Raw genomic sequence first — 14274 nt, 5'->3', positions numbered from 1 at the left:
GTTCAATGTGGACGGCATTGCATCCGGGCGGTGCACAGCGAAGAGAGCAAGTGGCAGCGGGGGAATCAAGCAAACTTCCGACACGGGAAGTGCGCAGACCGACCGAAAGATGTTCGAGGCGAGGCACAGCATGGACGCTCCGACCACGCAGTCGGCCGACAACGGCACTTCCGGCGACAACAGCGGCGGCGGGGGCGGCTGGTTCACGCCGCGCAAGCAGCCACCGAGGCCCGCCGGCGAGGAGCCGGAGGCGGTTGAAGGCCGTCGCATATCGCCCATACACCCTGTCGGCAGGCCCGGATCAGGCCCTGTGCCCCCATCGGAACCATCATCCGCGCCGAAATCATCAACTATCCACACGGCCGATCCGTCGGAGCCGAGCCCGGGACCGGACGCAAGGACGGCCCCCGCACGCGCAGGAACGCTTCTGACTCGACCGGAGCCCGCTGCTGGACCAGCAGCCTCTCACCCGACGCACCGTGACTCCCGCACTCCCGAAGCCACCGCTTCTGCGACGGCCCAGGCTCCCGCTCTCGCGCCGGAGAATGCTCCCGCTCACGCGTCCCCACACGTGCCCACCCGCGACCCCGAACCCGCGCGCCACCACGCAGCGGACGGCGCATCCCCGGACGCCGTGCTCGTCAGGCGCACCATGGCCGAGGTCGGGCCTGTCGCCGACAAGGTGACGTCCTACTTCTATGCGCTGCTCTTCGTCCGCCACCCCGAGCTGCGGTCCCTGTTCCCCGCGGCCATGGACACTCAGCGCGACCGTCTCCTCAAGGCGCTGCTGACCGCCGCCGAGCACATCGACAACACCGACGTCCTCGTCGCCTACCTGCAGAATCTCGGCCGCGGCCACCGCAAGTACGGCACCCGGCCCGAGCACTATCCGGCCGTCGGTGAGTGCCTCATCGCGGCGCTGACCAGGTACGCCACGAACACTTGGGACGACGAGACCGAGGCTGCCTGGGTCCGCACCTACACGACGATCTCCCAGGTCATGATCGATGCCGCGGCGGAGGACGAGCTACGGGCCCCCGCATGGTGGTACGCCGAGGTCGTCTCGCATGATCTCAGGACACCCGACATCGCCGTCATCACGGTCCGCCCGGACCAGCCGTATCCGTTCCTGGCCGGTCAGTACACCAGTCTGGAGACGCCGTGGTGGCCGAGGGTATGGCGGCACTACTCGTTCGCTTCCGCGCCACGCTCCGACGGGCTGCTGTCCTTCCATGTCAAGGCGGTGCCGGCCGGCTGGGTCTCCAACGCGCTGGTGCACCGCGCCCGCCCGGGGGACGTGATCCGGCTCGGCCCGCCGGCAGGGTCGATGACCGTCGACCACGGCACCGACACCGGTCTTCTCTGCCTCGGCGGAGGCACCGGCATCGCGCCCATCAAGGCGCTCATAGAGGATGTCGCCGAACACGGTGAGCGACGCCCGGTCGAGGTCTTCTACGGCGCGCGTACCGATCACGACCTGTACGACATCGACACGATGCTGCGTCTCCAGCAGTCCCACCCCTGGCTGGAGGTGCGGCCGGTCGTCGATCAGCAGGCCCATCTCCAGCTCCCTGACGCCATACGCGCATACGGCCCCTGGGACGAGTACGACGCCTATCTGTCGGGGCCTCCGGGCATGATCCGCCGTGGCGTGGACGCCCTGAGGGACATCGGACTTCCTTCGGACCGGATTCGCCACGACGCCATCGAGGAGCTCGTCACGATCGGCGACTGATGTGACCGGTTTCCGTCGGCCGAGGTCAACGTGCCCGTCGGTCCAGGTCAACGGTGCCCGTCAGCCGAGGTCAGGCGCGTGCATCGCCCGTACGCCCTCGATATTGCCGTCGAGGTAGTGCCGCAGCGACAGCGGCACGAGATGGACGGACGCGATGCCCACACGCGTGAAGGGCACGCGCACGATCTCGTACTCTCCGGACGGCTCCTCCACCTCCGGGCCGTGGCGATGGGCCTCGTCCATGGATTCCAGCCGGCAGACGAAGAAGTGCTGCACTTTCACACCGGTCGCGCCGCCGTCCTCGCCGATGTGCTCCACGGTGTCCACAAAGCAGGGCACCACATCGACGATCTTGGCGCCGAGTTCCTCATGCACTTCGCGATGGAGCGCGTCGACGACGGTCGCGTCCTCGGGCTCGACCCCGCCACCGGGGGTGACCCAGTAAGGGTCGACGCCAGGCTTGGTCCGCTTGATCAGGATCAGGTCATCGCCATCCAGCAGGACGGCACGTGCGGTGCGCTTGACCACGGGTCGGACGGTCATGGGAGAAATGTGGCCCGGTCGGTTCCACGTGAAACCTCGCGAATGCCGTCGGTATGTCCCGGGTGCATCTGGCGGACTTCCTGGTGGTCAGATCACGCCCAGTCGGCTGCAGCCCGTAGTAGCCACTCGTGTGCACGCGCGATGTGCGGCATGGCGAGTGTGCCGGTGCGCACCGCCAGGAAGTACGTCCGCAGCGGCGGCACCGCCGGATCGAGGAGCGCGACGAGGGCTCCGCGCTCCAGGGCCGGAGCGCACAGATAGCGAGGCAGCACAGCGAGCCCGGCCCCCGCGATGGCGCAGGCCAACACCGCGCGGAGATCGGGAACGATGACCGTGCCGGAGATCGCCGGCCGGCAGTCGAAGACGGCGGCCCAGTAGCGGGCCATGAGCGGCAGTGACTCATGCACCTCCACCACCGGCAGGTTCTCGAGGGCCGGCGGGTCATTGCGGTGCAGTTTGTCGGAGCCGATATGGGCGGCCCAGCGGGGAGCCGCGACGAGGACGTGCTCTTCGTCGCAGAGCGCAGTCGCGGTGAGCAGAGCACCCCGCGGACGGGCCGTCGTAATGGCCAGATCATGATGCCCGGCGGCCAGGCCTTCGAGTGTCTCCTCGGCATTGCCGAACGAGGCACGCAGGGCGAAGGCCTGGCCGTCCTCGCGGGTCAGTCCGGCAAGGGCCGGCAGAGCGCGCTCGGCGGTGAACTCCGGGGGACCCGCGAGATGCAGCGTGCGTAAGGAGGAGTCCTCGTCGAGCCCGGCCTCGGCGATCTCCACCAGGGCGTCGAGATGCGGAGCGGCCTTGTGGGCCAGCTCGTCGCCGATCGTCGTCGGAGTCACACCTCGCGCCTGACGGAGAAAGAGCGGGCGACCCAGCTGCCGCTCCAGGGTGCGGATCTGGGAGGTCACGGCAGGCTGCGAGAGACCGAGCAGAGCGGCGGCCCTGGTGAAGGAGCCGGCCCGGTGCACGGTCACAAAAGTGCGCAGCAGGGCCAGATCCATCGGTAGCGCCTCCCCTCCCCAAGCCCCCCAGCCGCGCCCAACTATAAATAAGTCGATAGGTCTCTGTCGCTACTGTGATTGGACACTGACAGAGAGTCAACTAGCCTTGTTCCTGCGGTTCTTCGCGCGCAGAACCGGGACGGTCCGAGCCACGAGGGGGGAGGCTCGGACCGTCCGCCGTACGCAACGGTATGAGCCGCGGGCACCTGGCGCCCGCGGCCGCGCTGTGCCGGACATGCGCCCTGGCGTTCCGGACGTCGTCAGTCAGCCGACGCGTCGAGCGCCCGCAGCACATCCGACACCAGATCATCGGTGTCCTCCGCCCCGGCCGAGAAGCGGATGAACCCTTCGGGAACCGCGTCCCCGCCCCACCGGCCACGCCGCTCGGCCGTCGAACGGACACCGCCGAAGCTCGTCGCATCGTCCACGAGCCGCAGCGCCTCCAGAAAACGATCGGCACGCGCGCGCGTGGGCAGAGTGAACGAGACCACGCACCCGAAACGGCGCATCTGCTGGGAAGCGATCTTGTGCGAGGGATCGTCCGGCAGGCCCGGGTAGCGCAGCCCGGTCACCTCTTCCCGGCCGCGCAGCGCCTCGGCGACTGCCAGCGCGTTGGCGTTCTGCCGGTCGGCCCGCAACTGAAGCGTGGCGATGGCGCGATGGGCGAGCCAGGCCTCCATCGGACCCAGAATGGCCCCGACGATCTTGCGCCAGCGCCGGACGGAAGCCGCGAGCTCGGCGTCGCGGCAGGCGACGTACCCCAGCAGGATGTCTCCGTGGCCGGTCAGCTGCTTGGTGCCGCTGGCCACGGCGAAGTCGGCGCCGAGTTCCAGCGGGCGCTGGCCGAGCGGGGTGGCGAGGGTGTTGTCGACGGCGACCAGAGTGCCACGCGCGTGTGCCGCCTCGACGAGCCGCCGTACGTCGCACACGTCGAGACCCGGGTTCGACGGCGTCTCGATCCACAGCAGACGGGCCCCGTCCAGGACGTCGAGCTGGGCATCACCGCCCGTCGGCGCGGTGCGTACTTCGATGCCGTACGCGGTCAGCTGTTCGCGGACCAGCGGCAGGACCTGGTAGCCGTCGCTCGGCAGGACCACCGCGTCGCCCGCCCGCAGCTGCGAGAACAGCACGGCCGAGATCGCGGCCATGCCGGACGCGAAGACGAGCGTCTCCACGTCCTGCTCCGGCGCCTCAAGCTCGCCGATGGCCCGCTCCAGATGCGTCCAGGTCGGGTTCTCGTCACGGGCGTAGGTGTACGGACCCGTGGGGTCGCCGGGCAGGTGGAAGTGCGCCGCGAACACCGGACCCGGCAGGCTCGGCTCGTACTTCACGGGCTCCGGCAGACCGGCCCGCACCGCGCGCGTGCCGTCGCCGGCCTCCGACGCGCGCGTGCCCGGCCCAGCCCACGCCTCTTCCGCGTGCCCTGCCTCCTCGGGGGTGTCCGCCTTCTCCGGGGTGTCCGTCATGCCGCCTGTCCTTCCACTGCCTTGCGCACAGCGGCGAGCAGACCTTCGCTCGCCGCCTCCACCATGTCCAGGCACTCTTCGAACCCGTCCAGGCCCCCGTAATAAGGATCGGGCACGTCGAGATCGCCGGAGGCGGAGGGGTCGAAGGAACGCAGCAGCCGGACCTTGTCCGCGTCCTCCAGGGTCGGCGCCAGCCGTCGCAGAGCCCGCACATGGCCGGAGTCCAGCGCGATCACCAGGTCGAGCCGGGAGAACCAGGAGGACTGGAACTCCCGGGCCACGTGTTCGCTCGCGTATCCGTTCGCCTCGAGCACGGAGACGGTGCGGGGGTCGGCGCAGTCCCCTTCGTGCCATCCGCCCGTGCCCGCGCTGTCGACCTCGATGAGATCGCCGAGACCCGCCTCACGGACGCGCTCCCTGAAGACGGACTGGGCCATGGGCGAGCGGCAGATGTTGCCGGTGCAGACGAAGCACACGCGATACGGCACGGACGGCGCCGACGACCGGGAAGGGAGGGAAGACATCTGATGCGTTCAGTCCTTGTCCGGGAGGACGACGTTCAGGGCCCAGGACACGATCGAAATGATCAGGCCGCCCAGCACGGCGGTCCAGAACCCCTCGACGTGGAAGCTCAGGTCGAGCTTGTCGGCGAGCCACGAGGTCAGCAGCAGCATCAGTGCGTTGACGACCAGGGTGAACAGGCCGAGCGTCAGGATGAGCAGGGGGAGGCTCAGGAGCTTCACGATCGGCTTGACGACGAAGTTCACCAGGCCGAAGATCAGCGCGACGAGGAGCAGGGTGCCGATCTTCTTGCCGGTGCTGTCACCGGTCAGGGTGATCTTGTCGAGCAGCCATACGGCCACGGCCAGGGCTCCGGCGTTGGCGATTGTCTTGACTAGGAAATTCATCATGTGTCTGATCGTGGCAGACCCGATCGGATCACGAGTACGGCCAAGGGGCGGAAGAAGCGATGAAGGCATTCCGGCTGGACGAACTGGAGGCGGAGCGCGCCGCCCATGACGGTGCGTATCTGCAGTTTCTGCGCGAGCGGAACATGTCGGTCGGCCTGTATGCGCTCAACGCGGGCGAGCACGACCCGCAGAAGCCGCACAACCAGGACGAGGTGTACTTCGTCGTCAGTGGGCGCGCGTCGATCACGGTCGGCATGGAGACCACACAGGTCGCCCGGGGCAGCGTCGTCTATGTGCCGGCCGGAGTCGCGCACAAGTTCCACCACATCTCGGAGGACCTGCGGGTTCTTGTGGTCTTCTCCCCGCCCGAGGGCTGAGCAGTTTCCCTCGCCCGAGTGCTGAGCGGCCCGGGACCGCCTCAGTGATCCGCTCCGGCCGGGGAGCCGTCTCGGGGTTCCCTAGGGGGACGATCAGGGAAGGACAGGGGGCCCGGCGGCCCCACAGCCCCCCAGCGCGCCCCTAGCATCGAGGACACGGACTCAGGCGTGTGGAAAGAGGTAAGGACGATGGCTGTGCGAGAGATCTTCGCGGGTATGCCCTGGTGGGTGAAGTGGATCGCGGTGCCCGTCATCGCCCTGGTGGTGTTCGGCGGGATGATCGCGAGCGTGGTCGGCTTCGTGATCGGCCTGCTCTTCAAGGTGCTGCTGTTCGTCGCGCTCGTCGGTGGACTCATCTACGTCGTACGGAAGTTCATGTCGACCTCGTCCTCGCGTCACAGCGACTGGTAGGTGGCGCAGCGGCGGGCCGGGTCGATCGCGCGGCACCGGCCGCCAGCCCAGTACCAGTGGCCGACAGATCGCGCAGTAACGACCGACAGGTCCCAGGGTGACCCGAAATCAGCGTGGCAGTGCGCGGATTCCGGCGCGGTTCCCTCGCCAGGGGGAAGTTTCCCGGCGAGGCCGCCGGCAGCCGGCGGCCAAGGGCTAGAGTCCGGTAATCCGACGCGGGGTGGCCCCCCGCGGGCGGGCTCTGAGCCCCTTCCCCGTGTCCCCCGGCACGGGCGGAACCCACGCGCTTCGGGAGCGACCCTTGGCCAAGGTTGACACCACACCCGCCGACAAACCTTCCCACTGTCTCCCGGTCCAGCCCGGTCCTCGCCCCAGCGGTGCCCAGGCCCAGGCGCCCACCCTCATCGGATCGGTCCAGCGGGCCATACGCCTGCTGGAGGCCGTCGCCGCTCACGACCATGGCGCGCCTGCCAAGCAGCTGGCCCGTGAGACCGGGCTCGCGCTTCCCACCGCGTATCACCTGCTGCGCACGCTGGCGCACGAGGGTTATCTCCATCGGGAGGACGGCCGGTTCGTCCTGGGCGACGCCATCGAACGGCTGAGCAGCAAGGGCGTTCAGCAGAAACGTCGCAGCAGTATGGGCGACGCGCTGGCGCACTGGCGCGACTCCCTCGGCGTACCCGTGTACTACGCGGTGTACCGGGACGGCGAGATCGACGTCCTGGCCGTGGCTGACAGCCCGGCCACCCCCGCCGTGCCGGAATGGGCGGACTTCCGTGAGACCGCGCACACCCATGCGATCGGCCAGTGCCTGCTGTCCCAACTGGATGACGAAGCACGCCGGGACCATCTGGACCGCTATCCGGTGCAGTCGCTCACCCCGTACTCCGTCCGCGATGAAAGAACCTTCCTGCGTCGACTGGAGACGATGCGCCGCATGCAGCCGGTCACCGAGCGTCAGGAGTACGCGCTCGGAACCGTGTGCGCCGCGATCCCCCTCACCTTCGGTACCACGGCCGCCGCGATCGCCGTCTCCCTCCCGGCCCACCAGGAGGAACGGCTGCTTCCCGTGGCTCGGCGGTTGCAGAGCGAGATAGGCAGGCTGTCAGGGACTCTCGGTCTCTATCAGCATCTGAAAAATCACTCCTTGTGATCTGTTGTGTACGTTGAGCAAGATTCCACATGCGTGCCAGGGGCCCATCCCTGGCCAGACGACGGCGAATTTGACGGGGCGGCGATGCGCGAGTCCGTACAGGCTGAGGTCATGATGAGCTTCCTCGTTTCCGAGGAGCTCTCCTTCCGCATTCCGGTGGAGCTGAGTTATGAGACCCGGGATCCCTATGCCGTGCGGTTGACCTTCCATCTACCAGGCGATGCTCCCGTGACCTGGGCATTTGGGCGGGAGCTGCTGGTCGATGGAGTGGTCGCGCCGTGCGGCGACGGCGATGTGCGTATCGCTCCCACCGGGGACAAGATGTTCGACGAAGTGCTGATCACCCTTCAGGTGAGCACGGACCAGGCGATGTTCAGGGCCGGGGTCGCACCCCTGGTGGCCTTCCTGGACCGCACCGACAAGCTGGTGCCGCTGGGGCAGGAACGTGCCCTCGCCGACTTTGACGCCAGCCTCGACGAGACCCTGGACCGGATCCTCGCCGAGGAACAGAGCGCCGGCTGACGGAACGGAACCGCACATGCACCTGCAGTTGCCGTAACGCTTCCTCTGTTGCGGCATCTCCAGCGCATCGTTCCGGCATCAGCGCTTGCGGCGCCGTCCTCGTCCGCCGCGTGGCGTCGGCGGCCGGGTGCCCGTTGCCGACCGGGCATCCGCCGCCCCCGTCGCACTCGGGGCCGGCCCGCGCGGAGCCTGGCCGGGCCTGTCGGCGGCGACCACCAGCGCGGCGAGAGCGGTCGTCACCGGCACCGACGCGACGAGCCCGATCGAGCCCACCAGGGTCCGCACAATCTCCTCCGCCACCAGCTCACTGTTGGCCACCGCGCCCACACTGCTCTGGGCGATCGAGAAGAGCAGCAGCAGCGGCAGGGCCGCGCCCGCGTACGCCAGGACCAGAGTGTTCACGACCGATGCGATGTGGTCGCGGCCGATCCTGATGCCCGCTCGGTACAGCTTCCGCCAACCCATGGTCGGATCAGCCGCGTGCAGCTCCCAGACCGCCGAAGTCTGCGTCACCGTCACGTCGTCGAGCACACCGAGCGAACCGATGATCACCCCCGCGAGCAGTAGACCGCTCATGTCGATGTCCGGGTACAGGCCGTGGATCAGGCCGGTGTTGTCGTCCGTGTTGCCGGTCAGCGAGGCCCAGTCGATGAACAGCGATCCCAGCAGGCCGATCAGCAGCAGCGACACGAGTGTGCCCAGCACCGCGACCGACGTACGGGCCGTGAGTCCGTGGCAGAGATAGAGCGCGATCAGCATGATGGCGCTCGCCCCGACCACCGCGACGACCAGCGGATTCGATCCCTGAAGAATCGCGGGCAGGATGAACAGCGTCAGCACCAGGAAACTGATCGTCAGCGCGATCAGCGCCATGAGACCGCGCATCCGCCCCACCACGACCACGGCGAGCGCGAAGACCGCGGCGAGCAGCGCCATGGGGAACCTGCGGTTCACGTCGGTGACCGAGTACTGCAGCTCCCTGGGGGCGTCGGGCGCGTACGCGACCACCACGTCCTGGCCCTGCCGCAGCTGCCGCGGCGCGTCCGGCTGCACGATCTCCGTGAACTGACGGCCCTTGTTCTCGCCGGTCGTGACCTCGACCGTCGCCTTCCCGCAGATTCCGTTCGCCTGCTGCTGGGCGGACTGGCCCTCGGCGGTCGACGTGTCGCCCGTCGGGGTGTCCCCCGATGCGTTCACGTCCTTGCAGTCCACCTTCTCGACCTTGACGACCCTGGCCTGCTCGGTCTGCCGGTCGAAGCCGACTCCGGTGCGCTCGTGCGGCGGCGCGCCGCCGGGCCAGAGGACGGCGAGACCCACGACGACGGCGGCCGCGAAGGGGATCAGCACCGCGGCGATCACCTTGCGCAGATGCTTCGAGACGGGCGCGGCGGGACCGTGGGCATGGGCGTGCGCGTGGCCATGCCCGGGGCCAGGGCCATGGTTGTTGCCACCCCCGTACGGGGGGCCGGCCGGGCCCTGGCCGTGCGGCGGTTCGGAGGGCGGCTGCGGGGGCTGATGCATGGGGCTCACAGCCAGATCATCGCAAGAACGACGGGGGTCCTCTGTTCAGCTCGCCAGACATGACGCTAGCGTGGAGGCACTTTTGTAATCGCGGGAGCTCGGAGCACCGGGCTGAGAGGGCGCTGACCTCCGTCATCGCGATGTTTCACATGAAACATCGGCAGACGGAAACCGCTGCGTCGACCGCTGAACCTGTTACCGGGTAATGCCGGCGTAGGGAGTAGGTCTCATGACCATCAAGGACGCACGCACGCCTGCCTCCACGGAGAACTCCAGCAAGGAGAACTCCGGCAATGGGGAGGCCGGGAAGTCCATCGGCTGGCACAAGGCGTACGTCGAGGGTTCACGCCCCGACCTGCGCGTGCCGGTCCGTCAGGTGCACCTCACCAACGGCCAGTCCGTCACGCTGTACGACACGTCCGGGCCGTACACCGACCCGTCCACCACCACCGACGTCCGCAGGGGCCTCCCGCCCCTCCGCGAGAACTGGATCACCGCCCGCGGCGACACGGAGGAGTACGCGGGCCGTCCCGTCCGCCCCGAGGACGACGGAATCAAGCACACCTCTCCCCGCGGCGGACTGCGCAACCTGGACGCCGTCTTCCCCGGGCGGCCGCGCCAGCCCCGCAGGGGCCGCACCGGGCAGTCCGTGACACAACTCGCGTACGCACGACGGGGCGAGATCACGCCCGAGATGGAGTTCGTGGCGATCCGCGAGAACGTCGACCCCGAGGTCGTACGCGAGGAGATCGCCGGCGGACGCGCGGTGCTGCCCGCCAACGTCAACCACCCGGAGATCGAGCCGATGATCATCGGCAAGCGTTTCCTGGTGAAGGTCAACGCCAACATCGGCAACTCCGCTGTGACCTCCTCCATCGAGGAGGAGGTGGAGAAGATGACCTGGGCGACCCGCTGGGGCGCGGACACGGTCATGGACCTCTCCACCGGCCGCAACATCCACACCACGCGCGAGTGGGTGCTCCGCAACTCCCCCGTCCCGATCGGCACCGTGCCCCTCTACCAGGCCCTCGAGAAGGTCGACGGCAAGGCCGAGGAACTGACCTGGGAGATCTACAAGGACACGGTCATCGAACAGGCCGAGCAGGGCGTGGACTACATGACCGTCCACGCAGGCGTGCGCCTGCCCTTCGTACCACTGACGGCCAACCGCAAGACCGGCATCGTCTCCCGCGGCGGCTCGATCATGGCCGCGTGGTGCCTGGCGCACCACAAGGAGAGCTTCCTCTACGAGAACTTCGAGGAGCTCTGCGAGATCCTCGCGGCCTACGACGTGACGTACTCCCTCGGCGACGGCCTGCGGCCCGGCTCGATCGCCGACGCCAACGACGAGGCCCAGTTCGCCGAGCTCAAGACGCTCGGGGAGCTCAACCGGATCGCGAAGCGTTTCGACGTCCAGACCATGATCGAGGGCCCGGGACACGTCCCGATGCACAAGATCAAGGAGAACATCGACCTTCAGCAGGAGATCTGCGAGGAGGCCCCCTTCTATACGCTCGGTCCGCTGACGACGGACGTCGCGCCGGCGTACGACCACATCACCTCCGGCATCGGTGCCGCGATGATCGCCTGGTGGGGCACGGCGATGCTCTGCTACGTCACGCCCAAGGAGCACCTGGGCCTGCCCAACCGTGACGACGTCAAGACGGGCGTCATCACCTACAAGATCGCCGCCCACGCGGCCGACCTCGCCAAGGGGCACCCGGGCGCCCAGGAGTGGGACGACGCACTGTCGGACGCCCGCTTCGAGTTCCGCTGGGAGGACCAGTTCAACCTGGCCCTCGACCCGGACACGGCAAGGGAGTTCCACGACGAGACACTCCCGGCCGAGCCGGCGAAGACCGCGCACTTCTGCTCGATGTGCGGCCCGAAGTTCTGCTCGATGAAGATCTCGCAGGACATCCGTCGCGAACACGGCTCTACGAAGAGCGAGATCGAGGCGGGCATGGAGCAGAAGTCCAAGGAGTTCGCGGCGGCGGGCAATCGGGTGTATCTGCCGATCGCCGACTGAGCGGTCGCCGCATGGGTCTCAGCCGCGCATCGAGAGGCCCATGCGGCTCGGCCGCCGCGGGCCGGGCCCCGCCGGGCGTGTGGGCCCGGCTTCCTGCCCTGGCCGGTCCAGCCCGGATCAGGCTCACTCCGGCTTGTGGTCCGGCCCTCCGAAGTCCGGGCTTGTGAAGTCCGGGCTGGAGAAGCTCGGGCGCGGGCCGGCGGTTGAGCCGCCGTCCGGACTGCTGAAGCCCGGCCTGTCGTACCCGAGTTGAGGAATACGGCTGGTCGGCGCGGTCGGGGCGGTCGGCGTGGTGCGGCTCGGTGGTGCCGGGTCGGGATCGGCCAGGGCCTCCCTGAGGAAGGGCAGTATGCCGCGCTCCAGGAGTGCCTGGTGCCAGGCTTCCCTGGCCTGGTCCACCGCCTCGCTGTGCTCGTTGTACTCGTCGGCCTGGAGTGACGTGGAGCCGTTGCGCAGGGCGGTGAGCAGCAGACCCACGGCGGCGACCAGGATGGCCGCGGCCGTGATCGCCGTGAACACCCAGCCGGTCGTCAGGAGGGTGTGTGCGAACGCCTCGCGGGGATCGAGCGCCTTCAGGACGTAGCCGACGAGCAGGAAGATCGCTGCTGCGGTGCCGGCGAGGACGGGGGTGAGCACCGCGACGACGGCGATCACGCCGGCGCCGACGGGCTGGGTGACCTCACTCGTGGTGGTGGCGGCGAGCCCCACGGCGCCCGAGCCGGACTCCGTGCGGCCTGCCCCGTCGCGTACGGACATGCCGGGCCGTGCCGGTTCGCGGAACTCGTCACGGACCTTCACATAGTGCTGGTACTCGGTTGCGGCGGCTGCCGTGATCACTGCCGTGGCATCGAGCGCCATGGTACGCAGCTGCTCGGCGTTGAGCTGTCGGCCTATCGCGGCCAGATCAGGGCGGTGTGGTGCGGAGCGCAGCGCCTCATCGAGGACCCGCTCGTACTCCTGGCGGTCCTCATTCGGCAGGTGCGGAGCGCTGTTCATGTGCATCCCCCGATGCTCCGTAGGGCTTGGGAGCTCGCAGGCTTGCGAGCCGTGGCAGAAACGGAGGGGAGCCTGCTACGGATAAACCGATGGTAGAGCGGCCACGGCTGGTGGTGACAGGGGGTTTCCGGAAATTGGGCCCGTGGCCAGAGCTGCCGACGTCGCCGGGCGCCTGCCCGGCGAACGGTCACTTATTCAGGGGGAGTTGGCAGACCAGCAGTTTTCCGGCCATGGTCACACCGCCGTCCATGGCGATGGCCAGACCGCCGGCGTAGATGTGCGGGCCCTCGACGACGGGTCCGGCGCCGTTCTCGCCGTCCTCGGAGCCGACCTCGCCGAGGAGGTACGGGATGGGGCTGTGGCCGTGCACGATGCGGGTGCCGCCGTACGTGGTGAGGAGCTCACGCACGGCGCTGGAGCCTGCTTCCTCGTCGCGGAAGGCGAAGCGCTTGGTGAACTTGCGGAAGAGGTCCCAGCATTCGTCGGCGTCGTTGCGGGTGAGGGTCTCGCGGACCGTGTCGTTGACCGCTTCGATGGAGTCGCCGTACTCGAGGTAGGCGGTGGTGTCGGAGTGCACCAGGAGATGGCCGTCCGCTTCCACCATCGCGTCGAGGCGTGCCATCCACTGCAGATGGTGGTCCTCGAGGCGCTCCATGTCGGTCTTCTGGCCGCCGTTGAGCAGCCAGGCGGCCTGGAAAGTGGCCGTTCCTGCACCGGAGTTGACCGGTGTGTCGCCGAAGCGCTTGGCGCCGAGCAGCAGCAGTTCGTGGTTGCCCATAAGGGCCTTGCAGTAGCCGCCGGCGGCCGCGGCCTCGGCGGACAGCCGCATCACGAGGTCGATGACGCCGACACCGTCGGGCCCGCGGTCGGTGAAGTCGCCGAGGAACCACAGCCGCGCGTTGCCCGCGGACCAGTTGCCCTCGGCGTCGATGAGGCCCTTCTCCTGGAGCGCCGCGACCAGCTGGTCGAGGTAGCCGTGGACGTCGCCCACGACGTAGAGGGGGCCGAGGCCTTCGGGGGTGCCGGGGTCCGGCGCAAGCTCGGGCGAGAGCGGCACCTGGAGGGTGTCTCCGCGGTTGACGACCGGGAGGTCGCGCTGGGTCGGTGTGTAGCCCTTGGGCTCCGCCGCGTCCTCGGGCATGCCGGTGTTCTGCCCTACGGAGACGGCACTGTGCGCGTAGGGACCGGTCTCGTGGACGTATGCCGGAACGCGGAAGTCGCGCAGCGTCGCCGTCCGCACCTCGGGTCCCTGACCGGCCCCCTGAGTCATCGACCCCTCCACCACCATTGCGCCGCATCTGCACCGGATCGGACTGCCTGGTCGCAGCGGCCCGCGGTGTCGTCCGCCCATCATAGGAATGCGGCTCGTTCTGTGTGATGACCCAGGGGTGGTGAATCGGCTTCGTACCCCGGTTCACCGAAGTTTTCTCCCGAATTGGGCAGGGGATTCCCTGCAGGCCATGGCAGCTGGGCGTCTTTCGCTCTCCCCGCCTGCGCCGTCGCGGCCTGCTCCGTCCCGGACCGGTGGTCTGTCCCGGACCGGTGATCTATCCCGGACCGGGGGAGCGGGGCGGGCTGACCAGGGGGCGCGGCTGCCGCCGCTGGGAGGAGG

Annotated in this window: 14 protein-coding genes; 6 read left to right on the top strand and 8 right to left on the bottom strand. The window is 68.7% G+C overall.

The window, feature by feature from the left end:
- Positions 1-130: 130 nt before the first annotated feature.
- Entirely contained in the window at positions 131-1735 is a 1605-nt protein-coding gene (locus STSP_RS23575; RefSeq protein ID WP_107441379.1) for a globin domain-containing protein, read from the top strand.
- Between the two features lie 60 nt (positions 1736-1795).
- Here STSP_RS23575 and STSP_RS23570 read toward each other — a convergent pair whose 3' ends face one another.
- The 5 genes from STSP_RS23570 to STSP_RS23550 form a co-directional block, all read right to left on the bottom strand.
- A complete protein-coding gene (locus STSP_RS23570) occupies positions 1796-2278 on the bottom strand; it encodes an NUDIX domain-containing protein (protein ID WP_067281691.1) in 483 nt (160 codons plus the stop codon).
- Positions 2279-2370: 92 nt separating this feature from the next.
- Positions 2371-3276, bottom strand: a complete 906-nt coding sequence (locus STSP_RS23565) for a LysR family transcriptional regulator (RefSeq protein ID WP_067281688.1) — start codon at positions 3274-3276, stop codon at positions 2371-2373.
- Between the two features lie 260 nt (positions 3277-3536).
- Positions 3537-4742 carry a cystathionine gamma-lyase gene (locus STSP_RS23560; RefSeq protein WP_078067439.1) on the bottom strand — a complete coding sequence of 402 codons (1206 nt, stop codon included), beginning with the start codon at positions 4740-4742 and terminating at the stop codon, positions 3537-3539.
- On the bottom strand, positions 4739-5230 hold the full coding sequence (locus tag STSP_RS23555; RefSeq protein WP_067281847.1) for a low molecular weight protein-tyrosine-phosphatase: 492 nt from the start codon (positions 5228-5230) through the stop codon (positions 4739-4741). The genes STSP_RS23560 and STSP_RS23555 overlap by 4 nt, the downstream gene beginning before the upstream one ends.
- Before the next feature lie 45 nt (positions 5231-5275).
- Positions 5276-5653 (bottom strand): phage holin family protein, encoded by a 378-nt coding sequence (locus tag STSP_RS23550; protein WP_067281685.1) that lies wholly within the window; start codon positions 5651-5653, stop codon positions 5276-5278.
- A 59-nt stretch (positions 5654-5712) separates the two neighbouring features.
- Here STSP_RS23550 and STSP_RS23545 point away from each other — a divergent pair, with 59 nt between their 5' ends.
- The 4 genes from STSP_RS23545 (at position 5713) to STSP_RS23530 (ending at position 8116) form a co-directional block, all read left to right on the top strand.
- Positions 5713-6030 (top strand): cupin domain-containing protein, encoded by a 318-nt coding sequence (locus STSP_RS23545; protein ID WP_067281682.1) that lies wholly within the window; start codon positions 5713-5715, stop codon positions 6028-6030.
- Positions 6031-6225: 195 nt separating this feature from the next.
- Positions 6226-6441: a DUF5326 family protein gene (locus tag STSP_RS23540; protein ID WP_067281679.1), complete on the top strand. Its 216-nt coding sequence runs from the start codon at positions 6226-6228 to the stop codon at positions 6439-6441.
- A gap of 301 nt (positions 6442-6742) precedes the next feature.
- A complete protein-coding gene (locus STSP_RS23535) occupies positions 6743-7594 on the top strand; it encodes an IclR family transcriptional regulator (protein ID WP_408646349.1) in 852 nt (283 codons plus the stop codon).
- An 84-nt stretch (positions 7595-7678) separates the two neighbouring features.
- The gene (locus tag STSP_RS23530; protein WP_067281677.1) at positions 7679-8116 is read left to right on the top strand and encodes an SsgA family sporulation/cell division regulator; all 438 of its coding nucleotides are present in this window, start codon (positions 7679-7681) and stop codon (positions 8114-8116) included.
- Between the two features lie 78 nt (positions 8117-8194).
- On the opposite strand, the gene STSP_RS23525 is transcribed toward STSP_RS23530, so the two are convergent.
- Positions 8195-9637, bottom strand: a complete 1443-nt coding sequence (locus tag STSP_RS23525; RefSeq protein WP_408646350.1) for a YibE/F family protein — start codon at positions 9635-9637, stop codon at positions 8195-8197.
- Between the two features lie 229 nt (positions 9638-9866).
- Between STSP_RS23525 and thiC the strand changes: the two genes are divergently transcribed.
- Complete coding sequence (thiC, locus tag STSP_RS23520; RefSeq protein WP_067281672.1) at positions 9867-11666, top strand: phosphomethylpyrimidine synthase ThiC; 1800 nt, start codon at positions 9867-9869, stop codon at positions 11664-11666.
- A gap of 123 nt (positions 11667-11789) precedes the next feature.
- Here the strand turns inward: thiC and STSP_RS23515 are convergent, their stop codons facing one another.
- Both STSP_RS23515 and STSP_RS23510 read right to left on the bottom strand, forming a co-directional pair.
- Entirely contained in the window at positions 11790-12668 is an 879-nt protein-coding gene (locus STSP_RS23515; protein ID WP_067281669.1) for a hypothetical protein, read from the bottom strand.
- Between the two features lie 181 nt (positions 12669-12849).
- Entirely contained in the window at positions 12850-13932 is a 1083-nt protein-coding gene (locus STSP_RS23510; protein WP_067281667.1) for a metallophosphoesterase, read from the bottom strand.
- Positions 13933-14274 lie beyond the last annotated feature (342 nt).

Source organism: Streptomyces jeddahensis, from assembly GCF_001642995.1.
Classification (GTDB): domain Bacteria; phylum Actinomycetota; class Actinomycetes; order Streptomycetales; family Streptomycetaceae; genus Streptomyces; species Streptomyces jeddahensis.
Note: the sequence above shows the minus strand (reverse complement) of the source record. Positions and strands in the feature narration are given on the sequence as shown.

Bases quoted from the DNA above. Each gene is read 5' to 3' on its own strand.
- STSP_RS23575 (WP_107441379.1), top strand. From the start codon at position 131: ATGGACGCTCCGACCACGCAGTCGGCCGACAACGGCACTTCCGGCGAC.
- STSP_RS23570 (WP_067281691.1), bottom strand. From the start codon at position 2,278: ATGACCGTCCGACCCGTGGTCAAGCGCACCGCACGTGCCGTCCTGCTG.
- STSP_RS23565 (WP_067281688.1), bottom strand. From the start codon at position 3,276: ATGGATCTGGCCCTGCTGCGCACTTTTGTGACCGTGCACCGGGCCGGC.
- STSP_RS23560 (WP_078067439.1), bottom strand. From the start codon at position 4,742: ATGACGGACACCCCGGAGAAGGCGGACACCCCCGAGGAGGCAGGGCAC.
- STSP_RS23550 (WP_067281685.1), bottom strand. From the start codon at position 5,653: ATGATGAATTTCCTAGTCAAGACAATCGCCAACGCCGGAGCCCTGGCC.
- STSP_RS23545 (WP_067281682.1), top strand. From the start codon at position 5,713: ATGAAGGCATTCCGGCTGGACGAACTGGAGGCGGAGCGCGCCGCCCAT.
- STSP_RS23530 (WP_067281677.1), top strand. From the start codon at position 7,679: ATGCGCGAGTCCGTACAGGCTGAGGTCATGATGAGCTTCCTCGTTTCC.
- STSP_RS23525 (WP_408646350.1), bottom strand. From the start codon at position 9,637: ATGCATCAGCCCCCGCAGCCGCCCTCCGAACCGCCGCACGGCCAGGGC.
- thiC (WP_067281672.1), top strand. From the start codon at position 9,867: ATGACCATCAAGGACGCACGCACGCCTGCCTCCACGGAGAACTCCAGC.
- STSP_RS23515 (WP_067281669.1), bottom strand. From the start codon at position 12,668: ATGCACATGAACAGCGCTCCGCACCTGCCGAATGAGGACCGCCAGGAG.
- STSP_RS23510 (WP_067281667.1), bottom strand. From the start codon at position 13,932: ATGACTCAGGGGGCCGGTCAGGGACCCGAGGTGCGGACGGCGACGCTG.